The sequence below is a fragment of the Rouxiella badensis genome (assembly GCF_026967515.2).
Classification (GTDB): domain Bacteria; phylum Pseudomonadota; class Gammaproteobacteria; order Enterobacterales; family Enterobacteriaceae; genus Rouxiella; species Rouxiella badensis.
Genome location: NZ_CP114062.1, coordinates 606,944 through 625,521 on the forward strand (window position 1 = coordinate 606,944; position 18,578 = coordinate 625,521).

Sequence of the window (18,578 nt, forward strand, 5' to 3'; positions counted from 1 at the left end):
TTGAGAGGAAAATGGCGATGAGCGAAAAGGGTGTTTTGAATCATCCATTTAGGAAAGGTGAGCTACTTGATTTAAATTGTCCTTCTCGCGAAATACTCCAGCATATTGCCAGCCGATGGGGGATCCTGGTGCTTATTGCTCTTGATAGAGAGACGCTGCGCTTTAGTGAACTTAGAAAGAAAATCAGCGGTATTAGCGAAAAAATGCTTTCGCAAACGTTACAGACTTTTGAAAAGGACGGCTTCATTCATCGCACCATGCTGCCCGTGATGCCCCCGCACACCGAGTACCGGTTAACCCCGCTTGGGCTGGAAGTCTACGAGCAGGTCATTCACCTGAGTGATTGGATTGAACTCAACCTGCCGCGCGTATTGAATGCGGGAAAGGAAGCTTAACGGCAAGCTTGGGGCCTGATTCAGAACTGACGCCAGAAGTTACCTCGCTGGCGTCAGTCGAAGGGCGCTGCGGCCCTGTGAAAAAGAACAGAGAAAAACTCAGTTTAGTTCGGCAACAGGCTCCGAGCGGATTTTACTGGTGTGAACAATTTCCAGAACGCTTTGGCACATTTCTTCCGGTGTGGCTGCCCTAAAACAGTTATCGCCATCTTTCAGGCTAGCATTGTTATAGTATTCAGCCAGAACGCACCAGCGTACTCCGCCTCGGCTCCAGACATCTCTGTCGGCAGTCCCGTCCCCAATAATCATTGCCGGGCTAGTGATTATTTTCTTTTTACGTAACTCTTCAACGATGAAGGACTTACTTTTCTTTGAAGACCAGAGCGGAGAAGGGCGCAGGCCAATGACGCTATTACGCCACCAGAGGAATCGATTACCGACAACATTCTCGGGCGCAATGCCCCATTCAGTTGCCAGCGGTTTAATCCATTCCTCATAACCCCCTGAAATAATATGGATAGTGGCATTCGCTTGTTTGAGCTTGCTAAACAATTCGTGAAAAACAGCCGGCAAACGATCTCGGCTGTTCTCAACATACTGTTTGATGTGGCTTCTTTTGATTCTCCTTGCCATTTGTAGCATGAAGAGGTTTTCCGCCAAACTCGCTTTGCCTGCCAGGGCCCTAGGTGCGATGTCAGCAAGTCTCTGCATCAGGGCTGCACGCTGTGCATCGGCTGCAAGGGCAAGCTTCAACACTTCGACGGTACTTTCCTCAGGCATGAGCGTGAAGTCAAAATCGAAGATGACATCCATTATTTTTTTCTCCCTGCGCGATATTGATGTTTTTCTTCACGAGTAACATGGGTGGCGGGGATACCTAAATGCTGGGCGATGCTTTGTTGAATCCGGTCGGCGTATTCCTGGGGGGTGCCCGATTCGGCTTCTGAAACATAAGCCGGTATCGTGTCAAGATAGTCCAAATTGAAATGAAGCGTCGGACTGGTCAATAAACGAAGAAATTTTGCTATGCCCGAGGAGTCTATCGGGTTTGGCGACAGTCCAAAAGGCAGTCGAAGAGTCATCGCCATTGGAACAACCGGGCGACCTCTTACCAGGAAATCATGACGAAAACGAAAAAGCCCCCGCCTATTGTTAATGGTGGCTTCGGGGGTTACATACAGCGCAACGCCATCGGGCGACTTTTTCCATTCTCGGAATTTCTTTACCATTTGTTTGAGATCGGTAACTTGCCAGTATGCTGAACCCGAGCCTTTAAACAGCAAGAATCCCATTACCTTGCCAGCAATGCTGTCAACATGATGGACCATCAGCGTGCTCAAAGGCATAGCCAGCGCGGGGAAGTGGTCGAAAACACTGATGTGATTCGCCGCGACCACGCAACCGTTTGTGTGTTTTTTAACTGTGTCATAGTCCAGGTTCGAGGTAACTTTGATACCTATTAAACGAAGTAGTCTGATATAACTTTTTTTCTTTGTTTCAACGGAACAGGCTTGAATCAGTACTGTGTAAATCACTAGCAGGGTTACCCTGCATAACGCAACCAAAATGCCCAAGGGGAACCAAAGAGCCCATAAAATCGGGTTCTTTTTTTCCCCCTGGAACACGGCGTGGTCGCAAAGAAGGATCACATCATCATTTTTCATTACAAGAAAGCCTTCAATTTATTCTGTTTTCGCTATAACGCTTGGATCCCACTAATTTGATGATTTTTCCTTCGTTCATTTCACGCACTGACTGGAAGAGTTTCTGTGTGAGGATAATGCGTTGATGAGGACCAAATTCAGTCTCAAAAATTCCGTCATCGAGTGTTTTAAGGCCAAGGTATTTCATATTCATATTGATGGCTTTGACGTTCTTGATATTGGTCAGGGTATAAACTTCTTCAAGACCCAATTTATCAAAGGCATAGCTTAAAGCCAGATGACCAGCAATAAACGGCCAAGGCGTTCCCCACCACTGTGAGTCGTAACGCATACCAAAATTAATGCCGTACTCTTTTTTCTCGAAGCCTGCAAAGCCCATAAAGCGATGTTCTTCGCCTAAGGTCGCTGCCCAACGTGAAAAACCATACTGTTCCTGAGAAGCACGGAATCGCGCAATCTCTTGCTCGATAGTCTCTTTGGTACGGGGTTTTCCTGATGAGATAAACTTCATGACTTCTTGGTTTGATGCCATTTCTGAATAGCCTTTAACGTCTTCAGGCTCCCATGTTCTCAAGGTAACATTATAGTCTTGGCTAATGTTCATCTTTAACTCCTTATTTGGGTAACAACTAGTGACAGTAACTTCAGGTAACAATAACTTCTTTAATTAAGTACACATCCGATTAACTACAGACTCAGAAGGATATTGTTGGATCCGGATAGTGAACAATCCTTATCAACTGATTCCAGGATTCAAGAAAAGACTTTGACGACGTTTCCTGTCACCTAAGGGACAGCTATTTCCCTGTTTCCCTTTATCTCCATTTTGCTGAATGGAATAAGGCATTTCTAAAATAAGCAGTTAGCGCTGACTTCAAAATTTTTTAAATTTTTTTTCGTCAAGCAATGTTTTGTCGAAAGATAGTTATTTTCCTGCAAAACAAATTAATTACTGGTGAAAGAACTTTGCAGGCGTTCTGCTGTATAAAATACATCCTTCCCGATGAGCGTAAATGCACAAGCTTTACGCCACAGCACAGCGTCTGTTTAACCCTATCTCATGATCCTAATTGTCTAACATTCAAACAACATGCCGAAAGTTGCCTCCAGGCGCGTCAGTGGCGAAATTTTGATAGTTAACTTTCGTTACACTGTTACGGCGGTTGGATCGGCGGTTGCTTAAGGTTTGTTAAACGAATTCTAGTTGATATGTTGTTTTTTTTTCACACATTCATCTTTGTTAGTAAAGGGGGGTACTTGTAATTTAATGTAAAATTATGACTAAAAATTGATTTAAATCATTGACTTGTATCGTATATAAATTTTTTTTATTTTTTATGATAAAGTTAGTTTCGCCATCCCTGCAGGCCCATCACATCTCATATGTTTATGATTCTCTAGTATAAAACCCTATATCCTTCAGGCTTACTTCACTTTTGTTAATGTTCTGTGATTTATACGCTTGACTTCTTAATGTTTTAAGAGGCTATTTTTGACTGAAATCCTGACGTTTTTTTGAGCATAAGAGAAACTTATGGATATAGTCATTTACCTGCGAAAATTCAGCAGGAAACCGCGCTTTAATCTCTTTCTCCGTAATGAACTTTGGTGAGCTCACGGTGGCCTGTAATGACGTGGGCCAGGTGATATTTATTGCTATTGGTGACCTCAACCTGAAATAGCCTTTTGCGGTAGCGGATGCAGTAGGTAAAAGGAGGGTATTTATTCCCAGTCCCGTATTTCTTTTTATGCTCATCAATTGCTTTGCTGGCGGCAACAAGGTGGGCGTGTTCGGTATCACCCTCAATCATTATTTTCATGCGCTTCTCTTCTTATCTATTTTATGAACCTTGCTGCCGCAGACATAAAAAAAGGTCGCCATTGGCGACCTCTTGTTTTCATGTTTTTAACGAGGTGGCGTAATTAAGAGGACACGGTGAGTGAAGTGAATACTTCACTTCGGTCTGGATAACGCCATATCTTGTTCCGCCTGTAAGGCGAATGATAGTGTAATCCTCGCCGGATGGTTGTAAGAGTCTTACTATGCGTTCTGTGTTAATAATGACCACACAGGGTGTTCACGTTTGCATTAATCCGTGGCCGTTAATATTTTCAACGGTTACGGTGAACTTTATAAACATGGATTATTCCTTGGTTCTATTATTTGTTATTAACAGTGTCGATTATATTCAATTTATTTAAAGTTTTTATCATGGATCTCCTTTTTATCTCAAGGTTTTACCGATCCAGATAAATGATTCAATAATTCTATTACGCGTAGGTTTATCTTTCAGAGAGTGAATAACAGGTCGATAAGTAATTTATACATTCATTTGCAGTACGCCTGCAGCGTGTATTTACCTTGCGGTTAATGTTCTGGAGGGATAAATGCCAATTGGACGAAAGTAAAATTCCTGTGAGTCAGAAGGTGAGTCACTGCGAACAGATAAAGGAAGCGTTGCCTTATCAACGCGTTCATTGCAGCCGGCTAATTTAGCGCCGATGTATCGTGTAAACTTATTTTCTGCCGCGCATTTAGCTCGGTATCTGGCCGTAAGGCGTTCTTTGCTGTTCATCTAATGTTCTCCCTGGGGCTTTTCCGTTATGCATCGCGGATGCTATTCTCTGAGCATATGAATCGTAAGGGGGTGGTATGCTAAAAAAATCCATATTATCAATTGTTCTCATACTTTCGGCACCGTTCACCGCTTCGGCTGCTCAGGTTCTGCTTTGCACTGAAACTCACAGCACAGAAGCCGCAGGCGGAGATGTACAGTCCGAGCATATTGCCAACAACGCTCAGGTTATTGATAACGGCAATAGTTTCACCTTTAGCCCCAATGGCGCGTCGGTGACCAGCCCGATGCTGAAAGGAATTAAGACGCCCGATGGCGGGCAGATTTTCTCTGCAAGAACGCTTGATGGGATGGTATTTGCCAAATTTAGCGACAGCTACGTGATGCGAAATACCAAAGAAGGCTACGTATATTCTGATTGCAAGCCTGCTTCGGCCGCGCAGTAAGTTTTAAAACGATAAAACCCGCCTTAGCGGGTTTAATTTAGCCTCGAATCTTGGTCGTCAGGATGTAAATTTCAACGTTTTCTTGGCGCTTCTGGCAGCTTCAATCGGGTGTTCGGCCTTTAGCCATTCGTCGAATTTCAAATAGGCCTCAAGAAATCGAACAAAATAGTTAATTTCCCCCATTTTCTCGACGTGATGTTCCATAAACTTGGTTGCCAGGTTGAAAGCATCTTCGTTGTCAAACTTCATAGTACACCTCGACACGATCCGAATAGCCAAAATGCGAACCTTCCAGGAGGAGTCAGATACCTGAACAGGATCAGTGGTTACAGATGACAGCTTAATAATAACCAAAACAGATAAAGTTACTGCAAACAGCATCACAGAAAACTAACACTTCTGCGAAAAATCTACTTATTCAACCGGTTGTAGGAATTTGCTTAGAGGGTTCACTCATGGCGTCCTCGCAACGGGGTACGAAACTCGATCGCGAACAATTTATCTAAAAACCCGGCGTTTCCCTGAGAAAAGCAGAGGATTCCTTGATAAAAGCCGGGTGATCGCCGGAGGTAACTCAGATAAAATGACGCAATATTATTATCCGGCTTGAACCAGGCGGTACCGGTCGTGCGTCTAGACAAGAAAATCTCTTCACTTGATAACCTCATTTACACCAACTATCGCGTCACGCACGGTCTGCGGATGGGGTTGGCGTTTGTTCTCACCTTTATGTTTGTTCGACTCACCCATCTTCCTGAGGCGACGTGGCCGTTAATTACGCTGGTGGTGGTCATGGGGCCAATTTCGTTTTGGGGAAACGTCGTTCAGCGCGTTTCGGAAAGGATTATCGGCACTATCGGCGGTTCTATTGCCGGGATGATTGCGCTGTGGCTCGAACTCTATTCTCTGCCCGTCATGCTGGCATGGTGTGGACTGGTGGTCTTCGCCAGCGGTTATCTGGCTCTGGGTAAACGCGCTTATGCCGGTCTTTTGCTTGGCGTGACGCTCGCCGTGATTATCGGTGCAGGGCCGGGCGATATGGAAACCGCGCTGTGGCGAAGCGGTGACGTACTGATCGGTTCATTGTTGGCACTGCTGTTCTCGAGCATTTATCCGCAGCGGGCCTTTATCCATTGGCGGATGCAGATGTCGGACTATCTGATGTCGCTGAACAAGCTGCACAGCGCCTGGCTGTCGCCCAATATGCTCGAGCGTCCGCGTTTGCAGAAAAAGCTCAAGCAGGCGATGACGCAGATGATCAAGATGCGTGCCTTGCACGCCGCCTCGAGCAAAGAGTCGCACATCCCGCGTGAAGTCTTTGATGCTACCCAGACGCTGTGCCGCAATCTGCTCTGCACCCTCGAGCTATTGGCCGACGCCTACTGGAGCTCGCGAGAAAGCCATTTTATTATGCTGAATGCGCGCACGCTGCGTCATACCCAGCGCTCGATTCTGGATGCGTTGGAAAAACTGAGCTATCTGTTGCGCAATGGTTCGATTGGCGATGAGCTTAAAATCAGCATTCAGCTGAACGAATCGGCGGTGGAATTACAGGAGCTGATGCAGTCGATGAACCGCGGTAAGAACCAAGAGGCGCAGATTTATGGCTACGTTTGGCTCAGCATGCAGGTTACCGATCAGCTTAAATCTCTGGGGGATTTGATGGCGATGGCGATGGATAAGAATGAGCCGGTTGTGGCTGCGCAGCCCGAATCCTGATAGGCTGTTCGCGATTGCGGGCAGTCAGTAAATGAATCTGTGTAACTTAATCGAAGGTGTGAAAATGGATAATACTACTAAGCCGAGTTTCCAGGACGTACTGGAGTTTGTGCGTATTTTTCGTCGTAAAAACAAACTACAGCGTGAAATTGTCGATAACGAAAAGAAAATCCGCGATAACCAGAAACGTGTTCTGCTGCTCGACAACCTGAGTGACTACATCAAGCAAGGAATGAGCATTGATGACGTGCAGGCCATCATCGCCAACATGCGCAGCGACTATGAAGATCGTGTCGATGAATACATCATTAAAAACGCTGACCTGTCTAAAGAACGTCGTGAAATGTCGAAAACGCTGAAGGCGATGGGCGAAGTCAAAGCCACCGACGCCAAGTAATACGACTCTCCTTCCTCCGCCCGCAGGAGGAAGGCCAGAACAGGGGAGCTGCGTTTTATTTCTATAGGCTCCCCAACATCCTTGCTGTAAAACCCTGTGACTCTCTCTTTAATTCCTCAAGTATCTCTGTGGCGTTTCGCCCAACGACTTCTTAAACATTGAAATAAATGCGCTTGGACTCTGGTAGCCCAGCTGTTCAGCAATCGTGTTCACGCTCGACCCTCGAGCTTCGCGTTATTCTGCACAGAAATCAGCATCATCTCGCAAATATTACACAGTCGGCGGTCCGCTGGCGCAGCGGGTTAATGGCTACCCTGCTGGGCGGCCCATGGCTGGCGATATTACTGTATAAAAAGCAGCATTAGGCGGGCTGAGCGGCGCGCCTGACCTTATTCAGCCATGCGTCTAACAATGCCTGGCGACCGGCCCACAGTAACTCAGCCTTATCGACGCTGACGGTCTCAAAGCGGAGCCGATCACCGGGTTTAGCCTGACCCAGGCGTGCCAGATCGGCGCGCACCACGGTGGCAATCTTCGGATAGCCGCCGGTGGTTTGCCTGTCGTTCATGGCGACGATCGGCTGGCCGTTACCAGGTATTTGAATGCTGCCGCGTGAGATAGCGTCGGAAACAATATTGAAGCCTTTGCTGTGTGCAATCGGCGGACCGCTAAGCCGATAACCCATACGATCGCTCTGCTCGCTGACACGATACTCATTGCTCAAAAATTCACGCAGCGCCTGTGCGTCAAAATGATCGTCCTGAGGCCCGGCGATGACGCGAATAGGACGGCGTTCGCGCTGCGGCATGAGCCGCTGTTCCGGTTCTCCCGTATCGAGAATAGTGCGGTGTGGGGCAGGGGCGAGCGGTAGCCAATCGCCTTTTTGCAGCTGTCGGCCGTTGAAGCCGCCCAACCCTGCGCGCATCAGGGTCGAGACGCTGCCCATAACCGGCTTGACGTCGAAGCCACCGGCCACCGCGAGATACCCGCGTGCGCCGCTGAGTGTGCGGGTAATGCGCAGCTGGTTGCCGGGCAAGAGCGTCAGGCGACGATAGGGCGCGACCGCCACGCCGTCGAGGGTCATCGCCACATCGCCGGTGACCGCAAAAGAACACGGCTGACTGCCCGTCAGTCGCAGCGTTGCACCGGTCAGCGTAAACTCCAGCGCGCCGGTAGCCGGGTCATTGCCGACCAGCGCGTTGGCGATGGCAAAGCTCATCTCGTCCATCGCGCCCGAAGGCGGCACGCCACAGTCCTCAAAACCAAAACGCCCCAGGTCTTGCAGGGTGGTGTACAAACCGGGAGATAACACCTCGAAGCCGTTGATCATTGCCACCTCCACTCGGGTAAAAAGTCAGCCTGTGCCAGGAGATGCACGTATTCCTCAACGCAGATGGGAGCGAAGCGAATGCGGTCACCGGCTCGAAACAGGAAAGGCTCGGCGCGTTCAGGATCGAAGCTGCGTACCGGCGTTCGGCCGATCAGATGCCAACCGCTGGGTGCCTCAACCGAGCCTACCGCCGTCTGCATGCCGCCGATGCTGATACTGCCCGCCGGAACTTTTAAACGCGGAGACTCGCGGCGCGAGGTATGCAGGAGAGGATCCAGGCCGCCGAGGTAGGCGAATCCTGGCATAAACCCCATCATGTATACGCGATACGACACCGCGACGTGGCGTTCAATCACCTCTTCCTGGCTCAGCCCATGCGACTGCGCCAGCCACGCCAGGTCGATACCCTGTTCACCGCCATAGTTGACCGGAATGGTCCACAGCCTTACCGGCTCTGCTTCGTCGTCCGGCTGAGACAGTAGCTCGGTCAACGTCGCTATCAGTCGGGTCTGCTGCGTTTTGGTCGAATCGTAGCCGACCGTCAGCGCGCGATAGGTCGGTACCAGCGAGGTCACGCCCAGGATATTGCCGTGTCGAACGCGAGACGCCAGGGCGGTCACGCGCGCATTAATGCTCTCATCAATGACGTCGCCAAAATCGACGTACACCGCCTGGTCGGCGATCGGTAGGATCCGCCACGGGATCTGCGTTTCATTCACTTGTTTTTCCCCGATCAAAAATCTTCTTAAATTATTTTTATTGTGGAATACTTTTGGCATACCAAAAAAGTACTGTCAAGACACCGGCTCAAAACTGGCCGTACTCTTGCATAGATTTTCTAACTCATCGCCTTGCTGACTAAACGTAGGAACGGTGACGCAAGAACGGTGCCAATGATGCATTCATCAGGAGACGTGAAAAATGTTGATCGACCTTAACAGCGATATGGGCGAGAGTTTCGGTGCCTGGAAGATGGGCGAAGACGACGAGATGCTCGAGATAGTGACCTCCGCCAATATTGCCTGTGGATTTCACGCCGGAGACCCTGACGTGATGTTCAAGACGCTGAGCGCTGCTAAAGCCAACGGCGTTGGCGCGGGCGCGCATCCAAGCTTTATGGATATTCAGGGCTTTGGTCGCCGTCAGATCCTCGGTGAGTCTCCGGCACAGATTGAGCGACAGATTGTCTATCAGATTGGTGCCCTGAAAGCGTTGGCAGAGAGTATGGGGTATCCGCTCCAGCACGTGAAAACCCACGGCGCGATGGGCAACATGGCGGCGGAAGATCCCCAGCTGGCTATGGCGGTAGCGAAGGCGATTCACAGCGTCGATCCCTCGCTTATCATGGTGGTGATGCCAGGCATGGAAACCGAGAAGGCCGCCGAGAAAATCGGTCTGCGTTTGGTGCGCGAGATCTACGCCGATCGCGCCTATACCGAGACGGGGGCGCTGGTGTCACGCAAACTGCCGGGGGCGGTGATTCATGACCCACAGCAGGCCGCTACCCGCGTGATGCAAATGCTCGAGAGCCGGGCGATTATCACGCTCAATGGCAAAAAATTGCCGACGCGTATCGACAGTATCTGCGTACATGGCGACACGCCCGGTGCGGTCGAGATGGCACGCCAGCTGCGAACGCTGCTCGAAGGCAATGGTCTGACGCTGGCGTCGATGGCAAAAGTGATTGCCTGACGCAAGCTCTTAGCGGCGGCGCGTCTCCCAGATTTGCGGGTTAATTAATGAGGCTGGCGCGCGATCGTCGAGAATATCGAGCACGCCGCTGACCGCCGCGCTCGCCATACGCATCAACGCCTGTTCGGCCGACGCGGCGGCGTGCGGGGTTAAAATCACGTTCGATAGCTGCGTCAGCGGGCTGGAGGCGGGCAGGGGTTCAACCGCGAAGACATCGAGACCGGCCCCGGCGATTTGTCCCGTTTGCAACGCGGTAATGAGCGCGGCTTCATCGACCAACGCCCCGCGGCTGGTGTTAATCAGAAAGGCCGACGGCTTCATTGTCTTTAACTGTTCGGCGCCAATCATATGCTGGGTTTCAGGTAACGACGGAGCGTGCAGAGACACCACATCGCTTGTGGCAAGCAGACTCTCGAGGCTGTGCGCCTTCTGCAGGCCCAGCGCTGCCAACTCTTCCTCGCTGCGGCGGGATAATATCTGTACCTGCATGCCCATGCCAAGCGCCAGTTTGGCCGTCAACTGACCAATCGCGCCGAAGCCAATGACGCCCAGCCTGGCACCCAACAACTCACGCAGTCCGCCCTCAAATCTAAATGAAAAATTGCCTTCACGGACGGCACGATCCGACTCTGGGATCCGCTTGGTCAAGGCAAACATTAGCGCAATCGCGTGCTCGGCGACCGAACGGTTGTTAGCCCCTGGCGTATTAAATACCGCAATGCCTAATTCATTGGCCCCTGGCAAATCGATACCGTCGATGCCGACGCCGTGGACCGCGATTGCCCGTAAATTAGGCAATTGCACCATCCTGGTGCGTGAAAATTGACCGCTGCGGTAGATGGCCGCCACCACGTCTTCGATCGGTGCGCTCTCGCAGGCCGCTTCGCCTACCAAAGGTTCGATCCCGTTTTCCCTGAGTTGCCTGACGCCGCTTTCATGGATCGGCTGGGGGATGAGGCAAAATCGTCTGCTCATTATTTCACTCTTTTTTGATGAATAAGTCGGCTTGGCATTTTAATTGCATTTCTTGTGTATACCAAAAGAATTCCAATTTGGAATACCAAAAATAGCAGCAGTCATTTTTTATAGCGAGAGGAATTGTATGACCGCCAAAAACGACTCATCTCTGTCCAGTTTTGTATTGGATGCCACGCGAGGGACCGCTGTAGCCTTACAGAAAGGTCAGCGGCTGAGCATTACCAATCTCCAGGGAAATCAAGTTGTTGATACTTGGGCTGTGATGCAGTCTGACCCCTTTGAATATTCATCTATGGAACATACACGTTCGGTTAACAGCAACCTGTTTTACGCGCTGAACATGCCGGTGGTGAGCATCTATCGTCGTCCTATGTTTACCCTGACCGCTGATACCACCCCGGGGCGTCACGACACACTGCTCTGCCCCTGTAATGCCGCAATTTATCGCGAGTTGGGTTGTGAGACGTATCACCGCAGCTGCACCGATAATTTCCATGAGGCGCTGAGCGAGAAGGGCATCACGCTGCCTTTTACTCCAGCCTCGCTCAACCTGTTTATGAACGTGCCGATTACCGAAGCGGGCGAACTAGACCGCGTGCCGCCGCGCTCCGTCGCCGGTGACGTGCTGCAACTGCGCGCCGAGGCCGATATCTACGTGGTGCTCTCCGCGTGCCCACAGGACATTACGCCAATTAACGGCGCATCGCGCCAGCCGGCCGATATTGGGCTCGACGTCTCTGACGACAATGCGAAAAGCGTGCCGGAGGAGGCCAAATGAGTGAAGCATCTGCCCCTTTATTGACGATTAAAGAGTTAAACAAGAGCTACGGTGACCTGCACGTGCTCAAAAACGTGGCGCTGGACGTTCACAAGGGCGAAGTGGTGTCGATTATCGGTGCCAGTGGTTCGGGTAAAAGTACCTTCTTGCGTTGCCTCAACGTGATGGAAATGCCGCAGAGCGGCTTCATGAACTTTGACGAATTCGCCTTCGATTTTCGAGACGGTGCTCGCGCACAGCCGACCGAAGAGCAGCTGCGCCTGCTGCGCGCACGCATCGGGATGGTGTTTCAGAGCTACAACCTGTGGCCACACATGACGGTGCTCGAAAATGTCATTGAAGCCCCGCTGCGGGTAAAAAAAATGCCGCGTAAACAGGCTATCGAGCTGGCCGAAAGTCTGCTCAGCCGCGTCGGGTTGTATGAGAAGCGTCATCAGTATCCGGCGAAGCTCTCCGGCGGCCAGCAGCAGCGTGTGGCCATCGCCCGCGCGCTGGCAATGAAGCCGCAGCTGATGCTGTTTGATGAAGTCACCTCGGCGCTCGACCCCGAGCTGGTGGGCGAGGTGCTGTCTCTGATGGCATCATTGGCCGAAGAAGGGATGACCATGCTGCTGGTGACCCACGAAATCGCCTTTGCCCGCGACGTCTCCTCCCGCGTGGTGTTTTTCGATCAAGGGGTAATGGCGGAAGACGGCGCACCGAGCAAGGTTTTACACCATCCTGAGAGCCCGCGTTTGCGCCAGTTCCTCAGCCGTATTTTGCATGATGATTTTAAAAGCAAGCAGGAGAATCACCCATGAACCAACTTTGGGATGACATCAACACCTACGGCATGGGATTTCTCGAAGCATCGTGGACCGTTCTGCTGATCACCATTTCGACCATCATTCTGAGCTGGGTGTTTGGCTTTATGGCCGTGAGCGCCAAGACCTCCAAAGTGAGGCTGTTTCGCGGTATGGGGCGTTTCTATATCTGGTTTATTCGCGGTACGCCTGCGCTTATTCAGGTGTTTGTGGTCTATTTCGGTTTCCCGCAAATTGGCATCCATCTGTCGCCGTTTGTCGCCGGAGTGCTGGCATTGGCATTGAACAGCGGGGCCTACGTGGCCGAAATCATCCGCTCTGGCCTAAAGGCGATTCCGCGCAGCCAGATGGAGTCCGCCTCGGCGCTCGGCATGAGCAAGGGTGAAATCATGCGCCGCATTGTCCTGCCGCAGGTGTTTCGCGTCGTGCTGCCTCCGCTGACCAACGAGGCGATTTCGACGCTGAAGAACACCTCGCTGCTGTCAACCATCACGGTGGTGGATATCACGCTGTACGCACAGACCATTATTTCCGCCACCTTTCGACCGTTCCAGTTCTATATCGCAGCAGCGCTGATTTACCTGCTGCTAACCACGCTGCTTACCGAGCTTTCCGACTGGCTTGAACGTCGCCAGGCCCGTTTTAGCTAATTCATACGGAGTGATTTATGAGTGTTTTACCCACCGACTCGCTGGAAACTCCGCGCTTTTGCGGCGTGCCGACCTTTATGCGCCTGCCGATGGCGACCGATTTGAGCCAGCTTGATGCGGCGATTATTGGTCTGCCGTCAGACTCGGGCGCACCGTTTCGCACCGGGGCGCGTTTCGGGCCCAATGCGGTCAGGGCGATGTCTACCATGCTGCGGCCGATCAACCCTTATCGTAATGATATCAACGTGTTCGATACCCTTCGCTGCGCCGATGCGGGCGATGCGCCGGTGGTGCCGGGCTACGAGGAGGAGTGCCTGGCGCGCATTGAGCAAGCGGTGTATGCCCTGTCGAGCGCGGGGGTCGTGCCGTGCGGTATCGGCGGTGACCACTCGATTACCCTGGCCGAGCTGCGCGCCGTCGCCAAAGTCCATGGGCCGCTGGCCCTGGTGCAGTTCGATTCGCACAGCGATACCTGGGACAAATATTTCGCCGATAAACGCTACAGCGCAGGCACGCCGTTTCGCCGTGCGGTGGAAGAGGACATCGTCGATCCTGCATATTCCATTCAGGTAGGGCTTCGTGGATCGCTGTTCCGCACCTCCGACATTACCCAGTCGCTCGACCTGGGTTACGAGGTGTTTACCACCGACCAGATGTTCGAATTAGGGATTAAACAGATGGCGCAGCGCATCGCCGAGCGCACAGCCGGTCGCCCGACCTTTATCACCTTTGATATGGACTTTGTCGATCCTGCTTTCGCACCGGGTGTGCAGACGCCGGAGGCCGGGGGGCCGAGCGCTCGCGAGGCACTGCTGTTACTGCGTGCCCTGAAGGGCATCAACATGGTGGGCTGTGACGTGACCGAAATCAGCCCAATGTATGACGGGCCAGGCCAAATTACCTCGTTGCTCGGGGCAACGGTAATGGCCGAGCTTTTAGCCTTGCTGGCCAGTGAACGCGCGGCATAAGTGCGCGCGTTACAGCATGACGATTTTTGCAACACACAGGGTATTTCCTTCATCTATTACCAGAGAGTGACATCATGAAAATTAAGCATTTTCTAAGTATTGCCACCGTTCTTGCTGCCATGGCGACGCCTTTCTTAGCTACGGCAGCCGATGCTGACGGGAAACTTGAGCTGCTCACTCCGGGCAAACTGAGCGTGGCAACCGAAGGCACGGATCCGCCGTTCAGCATGCGTAGCGCTAACGGCCAGCTCGACGGTCTGGAGATCCGCGTGATGAAAGAGGTTGCGCGCCGTTTACATCTCGAATACGTGCCGGTTATCACCAAATGGGACTCTATTCTGGTCGGCCTGCAGGCCAATCAGTTTGATATGAGCAGTGCGGCGATGGACATTACACCCGCACGTCAGAAGGCTATCGTCTTCTCCGACGGCTGGATAGAGTCCGGTGGCCGCATCATTATTCCACCAAAATCAGACATCAAGTCGGCCAAAGACCTGAAAGGCAAACGCATCGGTGCGCAGGTTTCTTCAACTTATGCCCAGTTGGCTATCGACCACGGCGCGACGCTCAAGAACTATATCGACGTGACGGCGGCGGTGCAGGATCTGGCGAACGGCAATATCGATGGCGTGATCAACGACTCGATCGGCAACGCTTATCTGATCAAGGATATGCATCTGCCGTTAACGCAAACGCCTGACTATGTGAGCGTTATTCAGAAAGGTTTCGCCTTCAAAAAAGGAAAACCAAACCTGGTCGCTGCGGTAAACAAGGCGCTGGCGGATATGAAGGCCGATGGCACCTATGCTAAACTCGTGACCCCGATTGTGGGCTTCGATCCGGCGCCGAAAGACCCGGTACGCACGCTGCCTCAGTAACGCCCGAAGCGTGAGTTAAAGCATGGCAGGCCTCCGTGCCTGCCTTTTTTATCAGTCTTGTTAATGTGAAATGACACCATGGATTCCATCAAAAGACCTGCTGATTTGATTGGTGAACGCGAGCAGAATCTCAGCACCAAGGCCTATGAAGTGCTGCTGAATATGCTGATAAACCGGGAGCTGCCGGTAAATACGGTGCTGCAGGAAAGGCGATTGGCGGAACTGCTGAATATTTCACGCACGCCGGTGCGCGATGCGCTTAACCGACTGGAAAACGAAGGTTTTATTATTCGCGCCGGGGGACGAACGCCGGTGGTAAAAGAGTTTTCAATTCGTGAGCTAATAGAGACGCTGCACGTCAGGCGCACGCTGGAGTCAGAGGCGGCCAGTCTCGCGGCAGGGCGCGTACCGGTGTCCGAGCTCGAGGCCATTGAAGCGGGGATCAACAAGCTGTTGGCCGACGAAACGCCTAGCCCCCAGGAGGACTGGGAGATTGACAGTCGTCTGCATAACGCGCTGGCGCACTACAGCGGCAACCAGCTGCTGACGCAGTACATTGAGAGCCTGCGCCTGAAAACCCGCATGTTTAACCTGCGTCAGGTGCCCGAGCGCTTTGTCAGCGGCCATCATGAGCATCTCGAGATTATCGCCGCCCTGCGCAGCGGTGATGCCGACGGCGCAAGGGCCGCGGCGGCCAGACACATCGACAACGTGCGTGAGAGCATTGTGCGTCGATTGAGCCAGCTGTAAACACTTCACCTTTCGACGGCGGTGAGGCTGCGGTTGCGTAACGCTTCGTCCAGCACGCGTACGGCGGCGGCAAAGTCGTCGAGCGCCATGCTTTCGTCGGGATTGTGGCTCCCGTTGGCGTTGCGAACAAACACCATCGCGCTCGGCACGCCCTGGGTCGAAAACAGTGCGGCGTCGTGCCCGGCTCCGCTTTGCAGTGTCATGGCCGGGATTGACAGCGCGCGAGCCGCGTTATGCAGCAGCCGTTGCAGCTTGATGTCCATCTTGGCCGGTGCGCTGCGCGTTTGCTCACCCAATTCGAAGCTCACGCCGTGACGTGCCGTTATCTGCGCTATCCTTTGGTGAAGATGCTGGTCGATGAGTGCCAGCGTTTCCACACTGCTTGAGCGAAAATCAACGCAAAACTTCACATCGCCGCTTATCTTGCTGAAATCTGCCTGCTGTGCGTCCGTTGATAACTGGCCGCTGGTGACTGTAAGCTGGTGGCCTTGCTCCTCGAGCATGGCCCAGTCCTGATACAACCCGGTTATCAGCTCGGCCACTGCGACGACGGCATCGTGACGATGTAGGCGCGGCGTGGCTCCTGAGTGTGCATACTGACCATAAACGCGGGCCTGACGATAGCGCAGGCTACCGCAAATGCCGGTCACAATTCCCAGCGGCTGACCGGCATCCTCAAGAATCGGACCCTGTTCGATGTGTAGTTCGATAAAGCTGTTCACGTTGGCGGCGCTGAGCCTCGGTTCACTGACCAGCAAGCGTTGGCCGTCGCCGCCCAAGTCCTGAAGGTGTTCTGCCAGGGTTCGGGCGTTGTCGGCGCGTCGGGTCTCGAGATTGCCGGCGTTTATCAGTCCAAATGCCGCTTTACTGCCGAGATAGGAGAGGGGAAACCAGGCGCTCTCTTCGGCGCGGATGGCCATCACCGTCACGCTCACGTCGGGCTGAAAACCGGCTCGCACCCAACCTGCAAGCACCGCAATACCGGCCAGGACACCGGCTGCACCGTCGAAATTTCCGCCGCGCGGGACCGAGTCGAGGTGCGATCCGGTGATAACCGGCGGTGCGTGAGGATTGCGCCCCGGCAGGGTCATATATAGGTTCAGCGCCGCGTCGCGCGAGAGGCTGAGACCCAATGTTTCGGCGGTGTGAGCCAGCAGGTCGTGCGCCCGTTGCTCGCCCTTGCCGTATGAGTCACGGGTTATGCCCACGCCGTCAAAGCTTGAGCGACGCAGTTTTTCAAACAGCTCTGCCGCCAGGGCGAAATCCGGTTCAATGCTGTTCATCAAAGCAGGGCCTCACAGGCGTTGACCATCAACTGACAGGCGCGATTAACGTCTTCATCGGCGATGCTGTAGGCCAGACGAAAATACGGCGCCATGCCGAATGCCGTGCCGGGAACGACGGCAACGCCCCCGTGTTCGAGAAAATATTCCGCTACGTCGAGGTCACTGTTCAGTGTCTTGCCCGTCGGCGTCGTCTTGCCGAGCAGCTTTTCACAGCCGACAAACAGGTAGAAGGCTGAAGGGGGCGTCTCGACCGACAGGTCAGGCGACTGGCGCAAAATGTTCAGCGCGCTGTCGCGACGGCGGCGTAAACGGTGGCACCATTCGGCGAGCAAATGCTGTGGGCCATCAAGTGCGGCAATGGCCGCAGCCTGAGCAATCGCATTAGGGCAGGAGGTGCTTTGAGACTGCAACATCGCCAGTGCGGCGATAAGCCACTCGGGGCCGCCTGCGAAACCGAGACGCCAGCCGGTCATGGCGTAAGTTTTGGATACGCCGTTGACGGTCAGGGTTCGATCGGCCATCTCGGGGACGGCAGTGGCGAAGGAGACAAACTCCCCTTCATAGACAATGTGTTCATAAATGTCGTCGGACATCACCAGCACACGCGGATAATCTTTCAGCACCTCGGCCAGCGCACGCAGCTCATCGGTGGAATAAAGTGCCCCGCTCGGGTTACCCGGCGAGTTGAGCAGCAGCCAGCGCGTATGAGGCGTTAATGCTGCGGCAAGGCTCGCAGGCGTCAGCTTGAAACCTTCATGCGGTGCGGGGACTACAGCGACCGGCTCGGCACCGGTCAGACGTATCATGTCAGGATAAGACACCCAGTAGGGCGCATTTAGGATGACCTCGTCGCCTGCGTCGAGCGTTGCTAAAAAGGCGTTGAAGATTATCTGTTTTGCACCGGTGCTGGCGATGATTTGTTTGGCGGAGTAAGCGAGGTGATTGTCTCGCGCAAACTTTTCGATAATCGAGGCCTTGAGCTCTGCGGTGCCCCCGACGTCGGTATAGCGCGTCTGACCAGCCTGCATCGCCGTGAAAGCGCTGTCCTGAATATGCTGCGGAGTATCAAAATCCAGCTCACCTGAACTCATATTGATGATGTCACGCCCTTGCGAAGCCAGGCGACGCGCCAGCTGCGAAATCACCAGCGTGACGGATGGGGTGACTGATGACAGGCGTGCCGCCAGTTTTTGTTCAGGATGAGCAGGGTTCATCGGCGTCTCATGGGTGAGTGATGGAGTTCACAGAACTCAATCTTCACCCATCAA

General features: G+C 52.8%; 21 protein-coding genes and 1 pseudogene. 11 read left to right on the plus strand and 11 right to left on the minus strand.

Features of this window, described 5'->3' with window-relative positions; translation table 11 throughout:
- Nucleotides 1-17 precede the first annotated feature (17 nt).
- Nucleotides 18-395 carry a winged helix-turn-helix transcriptional regulator gene (locus tag O1V65_RS03000; protein ID WP_017492721.1) on the plus strand — a complete coding sequence of 126 codons (378 nt, stop codon included), beginning with the start codon at nucleotides 18-20 and terminating at the stop codon, nucleotides 393-395.
- 99 nt (nucleotides 396-494) lie between these two features.
- Here the strand turns inward: O1V65_RS03000 and O1V65_RS03005 are convergent, their stop codons facing one another.
- From O1V65_RS03005 to O1V65_RS03020, 4 genes are all read right to left on the minus strand, one after another.
- Nucleotides 495-1,208 (minus strand): HAD-IB family phosphatase, encoded by a 714-nt coding sequence (locus O1V65_RS03005; protein ID WP_017492722.1) that lies wholly within the window; start codon nucleotides 1,206-1,208, stop codon nucleotides 495-497.
- Nucleotides 1,208-2,059: a lysophospholipid acyltransferase family protein gene (locus tag O1V65_RS03010; RefSeq protein WP_084912282.1), complete on the minus strand. Its 852-nt coding sequence runs from the start codon at nucleotides 2,057-2,059 to the stop codon at nucleotides 1,208-1,210. Before O1V65_RS03010 ends, O1V65_RS03005 begins: the two co-directional genes overlap by 1 nt.
- A 13-nt stretch (nucleotides 2,060-2,072) precedes the next feature.
- Nucleotides 2,073-2,663 (minus strand): GNAT family N-acetyltransferase, encoded by a 591-nt coding sequence (locus O1V65_RS03015; protein WP_017492724.1) that lies wholly within the window; start codon nucleotides 2,661-2,663, stop codon nucleotides 2,073-2,075.
- A 976-nt stretch (nucleotides 2,664-3,639) separates the two neighbouring features.
- The gene (locus O1V65_RS03020) at nucleotides 3,640-3,879 is read right to left on the minus strand and encodes a DUF4060 family protein (protein ID WP_165429319.1); all 240 of its coding nucleotides are present in this window, start codon (nucleotides 3,877-3,879) and stop codon (nucleotides 3,640-3,642) included.
- A gap of 833 nt (nucleotides 3,880-4,712) precedes the next feature.
- Here O1V65_RS03020 and O1V65_RS03025 point away from each other — a divergent pair.
- The gene (locus tag O1V65_RS03025) at nucleotides 4,713-5,081 is read left to right on the plus strand and encodes a hypothetical protein (protein WP_017492726.1); all 369 of its coding nucleotides are present in this window, start codon (nucleotides 4,713-4,715) and stop codon (nucleotides 5,079-5,081) included.
- Nucleotides 5,082-5,138: 57 nt separating this feature from the next.
- Here O1V65_RS03025 and O1V65_RS03030 read toward each other — a convergent pair whose 3' ends face one another.
- Nucleotides 5,139-5,330 carry a hypothetical protein gene (locus O1V65_RS03030; RefSeq protein WP_084912281.1) on the minus strand — a complete coding sequence of 64 codons (192 nt, stop codon included), beginning with the start codon at nucleotides 5,328-5,330 and terminating at the stop codon, nucleotides 5,139-5,141.
- A 378-nt stretch (nucleotides 5,331-5,708) separates the two neighbouring features.
- Between O1V65_RS03030 and O1V65_RS03035 the strand changes: the two genes are divergently transcribed.
- Together O1V65_RS03035 and tmaR are read left to right on the plus strand one after the other, a co-directional pair.
- Complete coding sequence (locus tag O1V65_RS03035; RefSeq protein WP_017492728.1) at nucleotides 5,709-6,800, plus strand: FUSC family protein; 1,092 nt, start codon at nucleotides 5,709-5,711, stop codon at nucleotides 6,798-6,800.
- A 64-nt stretch (nucleotides 6,801-6,864) separates the two neighbouring features.
- Complete coding sequence (tmaR, locus tag O1V65_RS03040; RefSeq protein ID WP_017492729.1) at nucleotides 6,865-7,197, plus strand: PTS system regulator TmaR; 333 nt, start codon at nucleotides 6,865-6,867, stop codon at nucleotides 7,195-7,197.
- A 108-nt stretch (nucleotides 7,198-7,305) separates the two neighbouring features.
- On the opposite strand, the pseudogene O1V65_RS03045 reads toward tmaR, so the two are convergent.
- From O1V65_RS03045 to pxpB, 3 genes and pseudogenes are all read right to left on the minus strand, one after another.
- Nucleotides 7,306-7,419: pseudogene (locus O1V65_RS03045) on the minus strand (helix-turn-helix domain-containing protein); the annotation flags it as partial.
- Between the two features lie 139 nt (nucleotides 7,420-7,558).
- The gene (locus O1V65_RS03050) at nucleotides 7,559-8,527 is read right to left on the minus strand and encodes a 5-oxoprolinase subunit C family protein (RefSeq protein ID WP_017492731.1); all 969 of its coding nucleotides are present in this window, start codon (nucleotides 8,525-8,527) and stop codon (nucleotides 7,559-7,561) included.
- Nucleotides 8,524-9,246 carry a 5-oxoprolinase subunit PxpB gene (gene pxpB / locus O1V65_RS03055; RefSeq protein ID WP_269130149.1) on the minus strand — a complete coding sequence of 241 codons (723 nt, stop codon included), beginning with the start codon at nucleotides 9,244-9,246 and terminating at the stop codon, nucleotides 8,524-8,526. Before pxpB ends, O1V65_RS03050 begins: the two co-directional genes overlap by 4 nt.
- A gap of 202 nt (nucleotides 9,247-9,448) precedes the next feature.
- Here pxpB and O1V65_RS03060 point away from each other — a divergent pair, with 202 nt between their 5' ends.
- A complete protein-coding gene (locus O1V65_RS03060) occupies nucleotides 9,449-10,219 on the plus strand; it encodes a LamB/YcsF family protein (RefSeq protein ID WP_269130150.1) in 771 nt (256 codons plus the stop codon).
- A gap of 9 nt (nucleotides 10,220-10,228) precedes the next feature.
- Here O1V65_RS03060 and O1V65_RS03065 read toward each other — a convergent pair whose 3' ends face one another.
- Nucleotides 10,229-11,194 (minus strand): hydroxyacid dehydrogenase, encoded by a 966-nt coding sequence (locus O1V65_RS03065; protein ID WP_017492734.1) that lies wholly within the window; start codon nucleotides 11,192-11,194, stop codon nucleotides 10,229-10,231.
- Between the two features lie 127 nt (nucleotides 11,195-11,321).
- Between O1V65_RS03065 and O1V65_RS03070 the strand changes: the two genes are divergently transcribed.
- The 6 genes from O1V65_RS03070 to O1V65_RS03095 all read left to right on the plus strand — a co-directional run bounded on the left by O1V65_RS03070 (nucleotide 11,322) and on the right by O1V65_RS03095 (nucleotide 16,024).
- The gene (locus O1V65_RS03070) at nucleotides 11,322-11,975 is read left to right on the plus strand and encodes a DUF1989 domain-containing protein (RefSeq protein WP_017492735.1); all 654 of its coding nucleotides are present in this window, start codon (nucleotides 11,322-11,324) and stop codon (nucleotides 11,973-11,975) included.
- Nucleotides 11,972-12,775, plus strand: coding sequence for an amino acid ABC transporter ATP-binding protein (locus O1V65_RS03075; RefSeq protein ID WP_017492736.1), 804 nt, complete (start codon nucleotides 11,972-11,974; stop codon nucleotides 12,773-12,775). Before O1V65_RS03070 ends, O1V65_RS03075 begins: the two co-directional genes overlap by 4 nt.
- The gene (locus tag O1V65_RS03080; RefSeq protein ID WP_017492737.1) at nucleotides 12,772-13,428 is read left to right on the plus strand and encodes an amino acid ABC transporter permease; all 657 of its coding nucleotides are present in this window, start codon (nucleotides 12,772-12,774) and stop codon (nucleotides 13,426-13,428) included. Before O1V65_RS03075 ends, O1V65_RS03080 begins: the two co-directional genes overlap by 4 nt.
- 17 nt (nucleotides 13,429-13,445) lie before the next feature.
- Nucleotides 13,446-14,396 carry an agmatinase gene (gene speB, locus O1V65_RS03085; protein ID WP_165429323.1) on the plus strand — a complete coding sequence of 317 codons (951 nt, stop codon included), beginning with the start codon at nucleotides 13,446-13,448 and terminating at the stop codon, nucleotides 14,394-14,396.
- A 74-nt stretch (nucleotides 14,397-14,470) separates the two neighbouring features.
- Nucleotides 14,471-15,274: a transporter substrate-binding domain-containing protein gene (locus O1V65_RS03090; protein ID WP_017492739.1), complete on the plus strand. Its 804-nt coding sequence runs from the start codon at nucleotides 14,471-14,473 to the stop codon at nucleotides 15,272-15,274.
- 78 nt (nucleotides 15,275-15,352) lie between these two features.
- Complete coding sequence (locus O1V65_RS03095; RefSeq protein WP_269130151.1) at nucleotides 15,353-16,024, plus strand: GntR family transcriptional regulator; 672 nt, start codon at nucleotides 15,353-15,355, stop codon at nucleotides 16,022-16,024.
- A 5-nt stretch (nucleotides 16,025-16,029) separates the two neighbouring features.
- Here the strand turns inward: O1V65_RS03095 and O1V65_RS03100 are convergent, their stop codons facing one another.
- Complete coding sequence (locus O1V65_RS03100) at nucleotides 16,030-17,307, minus strand: Zn-dependent hydrolase (protein ID WP_227990204.1); 1,278 nt, start codon at nucleotides 17,305-17,307, stop codon at nucleotides 16,030-16,032.
- A complete protein-coding gene (locus O1V65_RS03105) occupies nucleotides 17,307-18,524 on the minus strand; it encodes a pyridoxal phosphate-dependent aminotransferase (protein WP_165429325.1) in 1,218 nt (405 codons plus the stop codon). Before O1V65_RS03105 ends, O1V65_RS03100 begins: the two co-directional genes overlap by 1 nt.
- Between the last annotated feature and the right edge of the window lie 54 nt (nucleotides 18,525-18,578).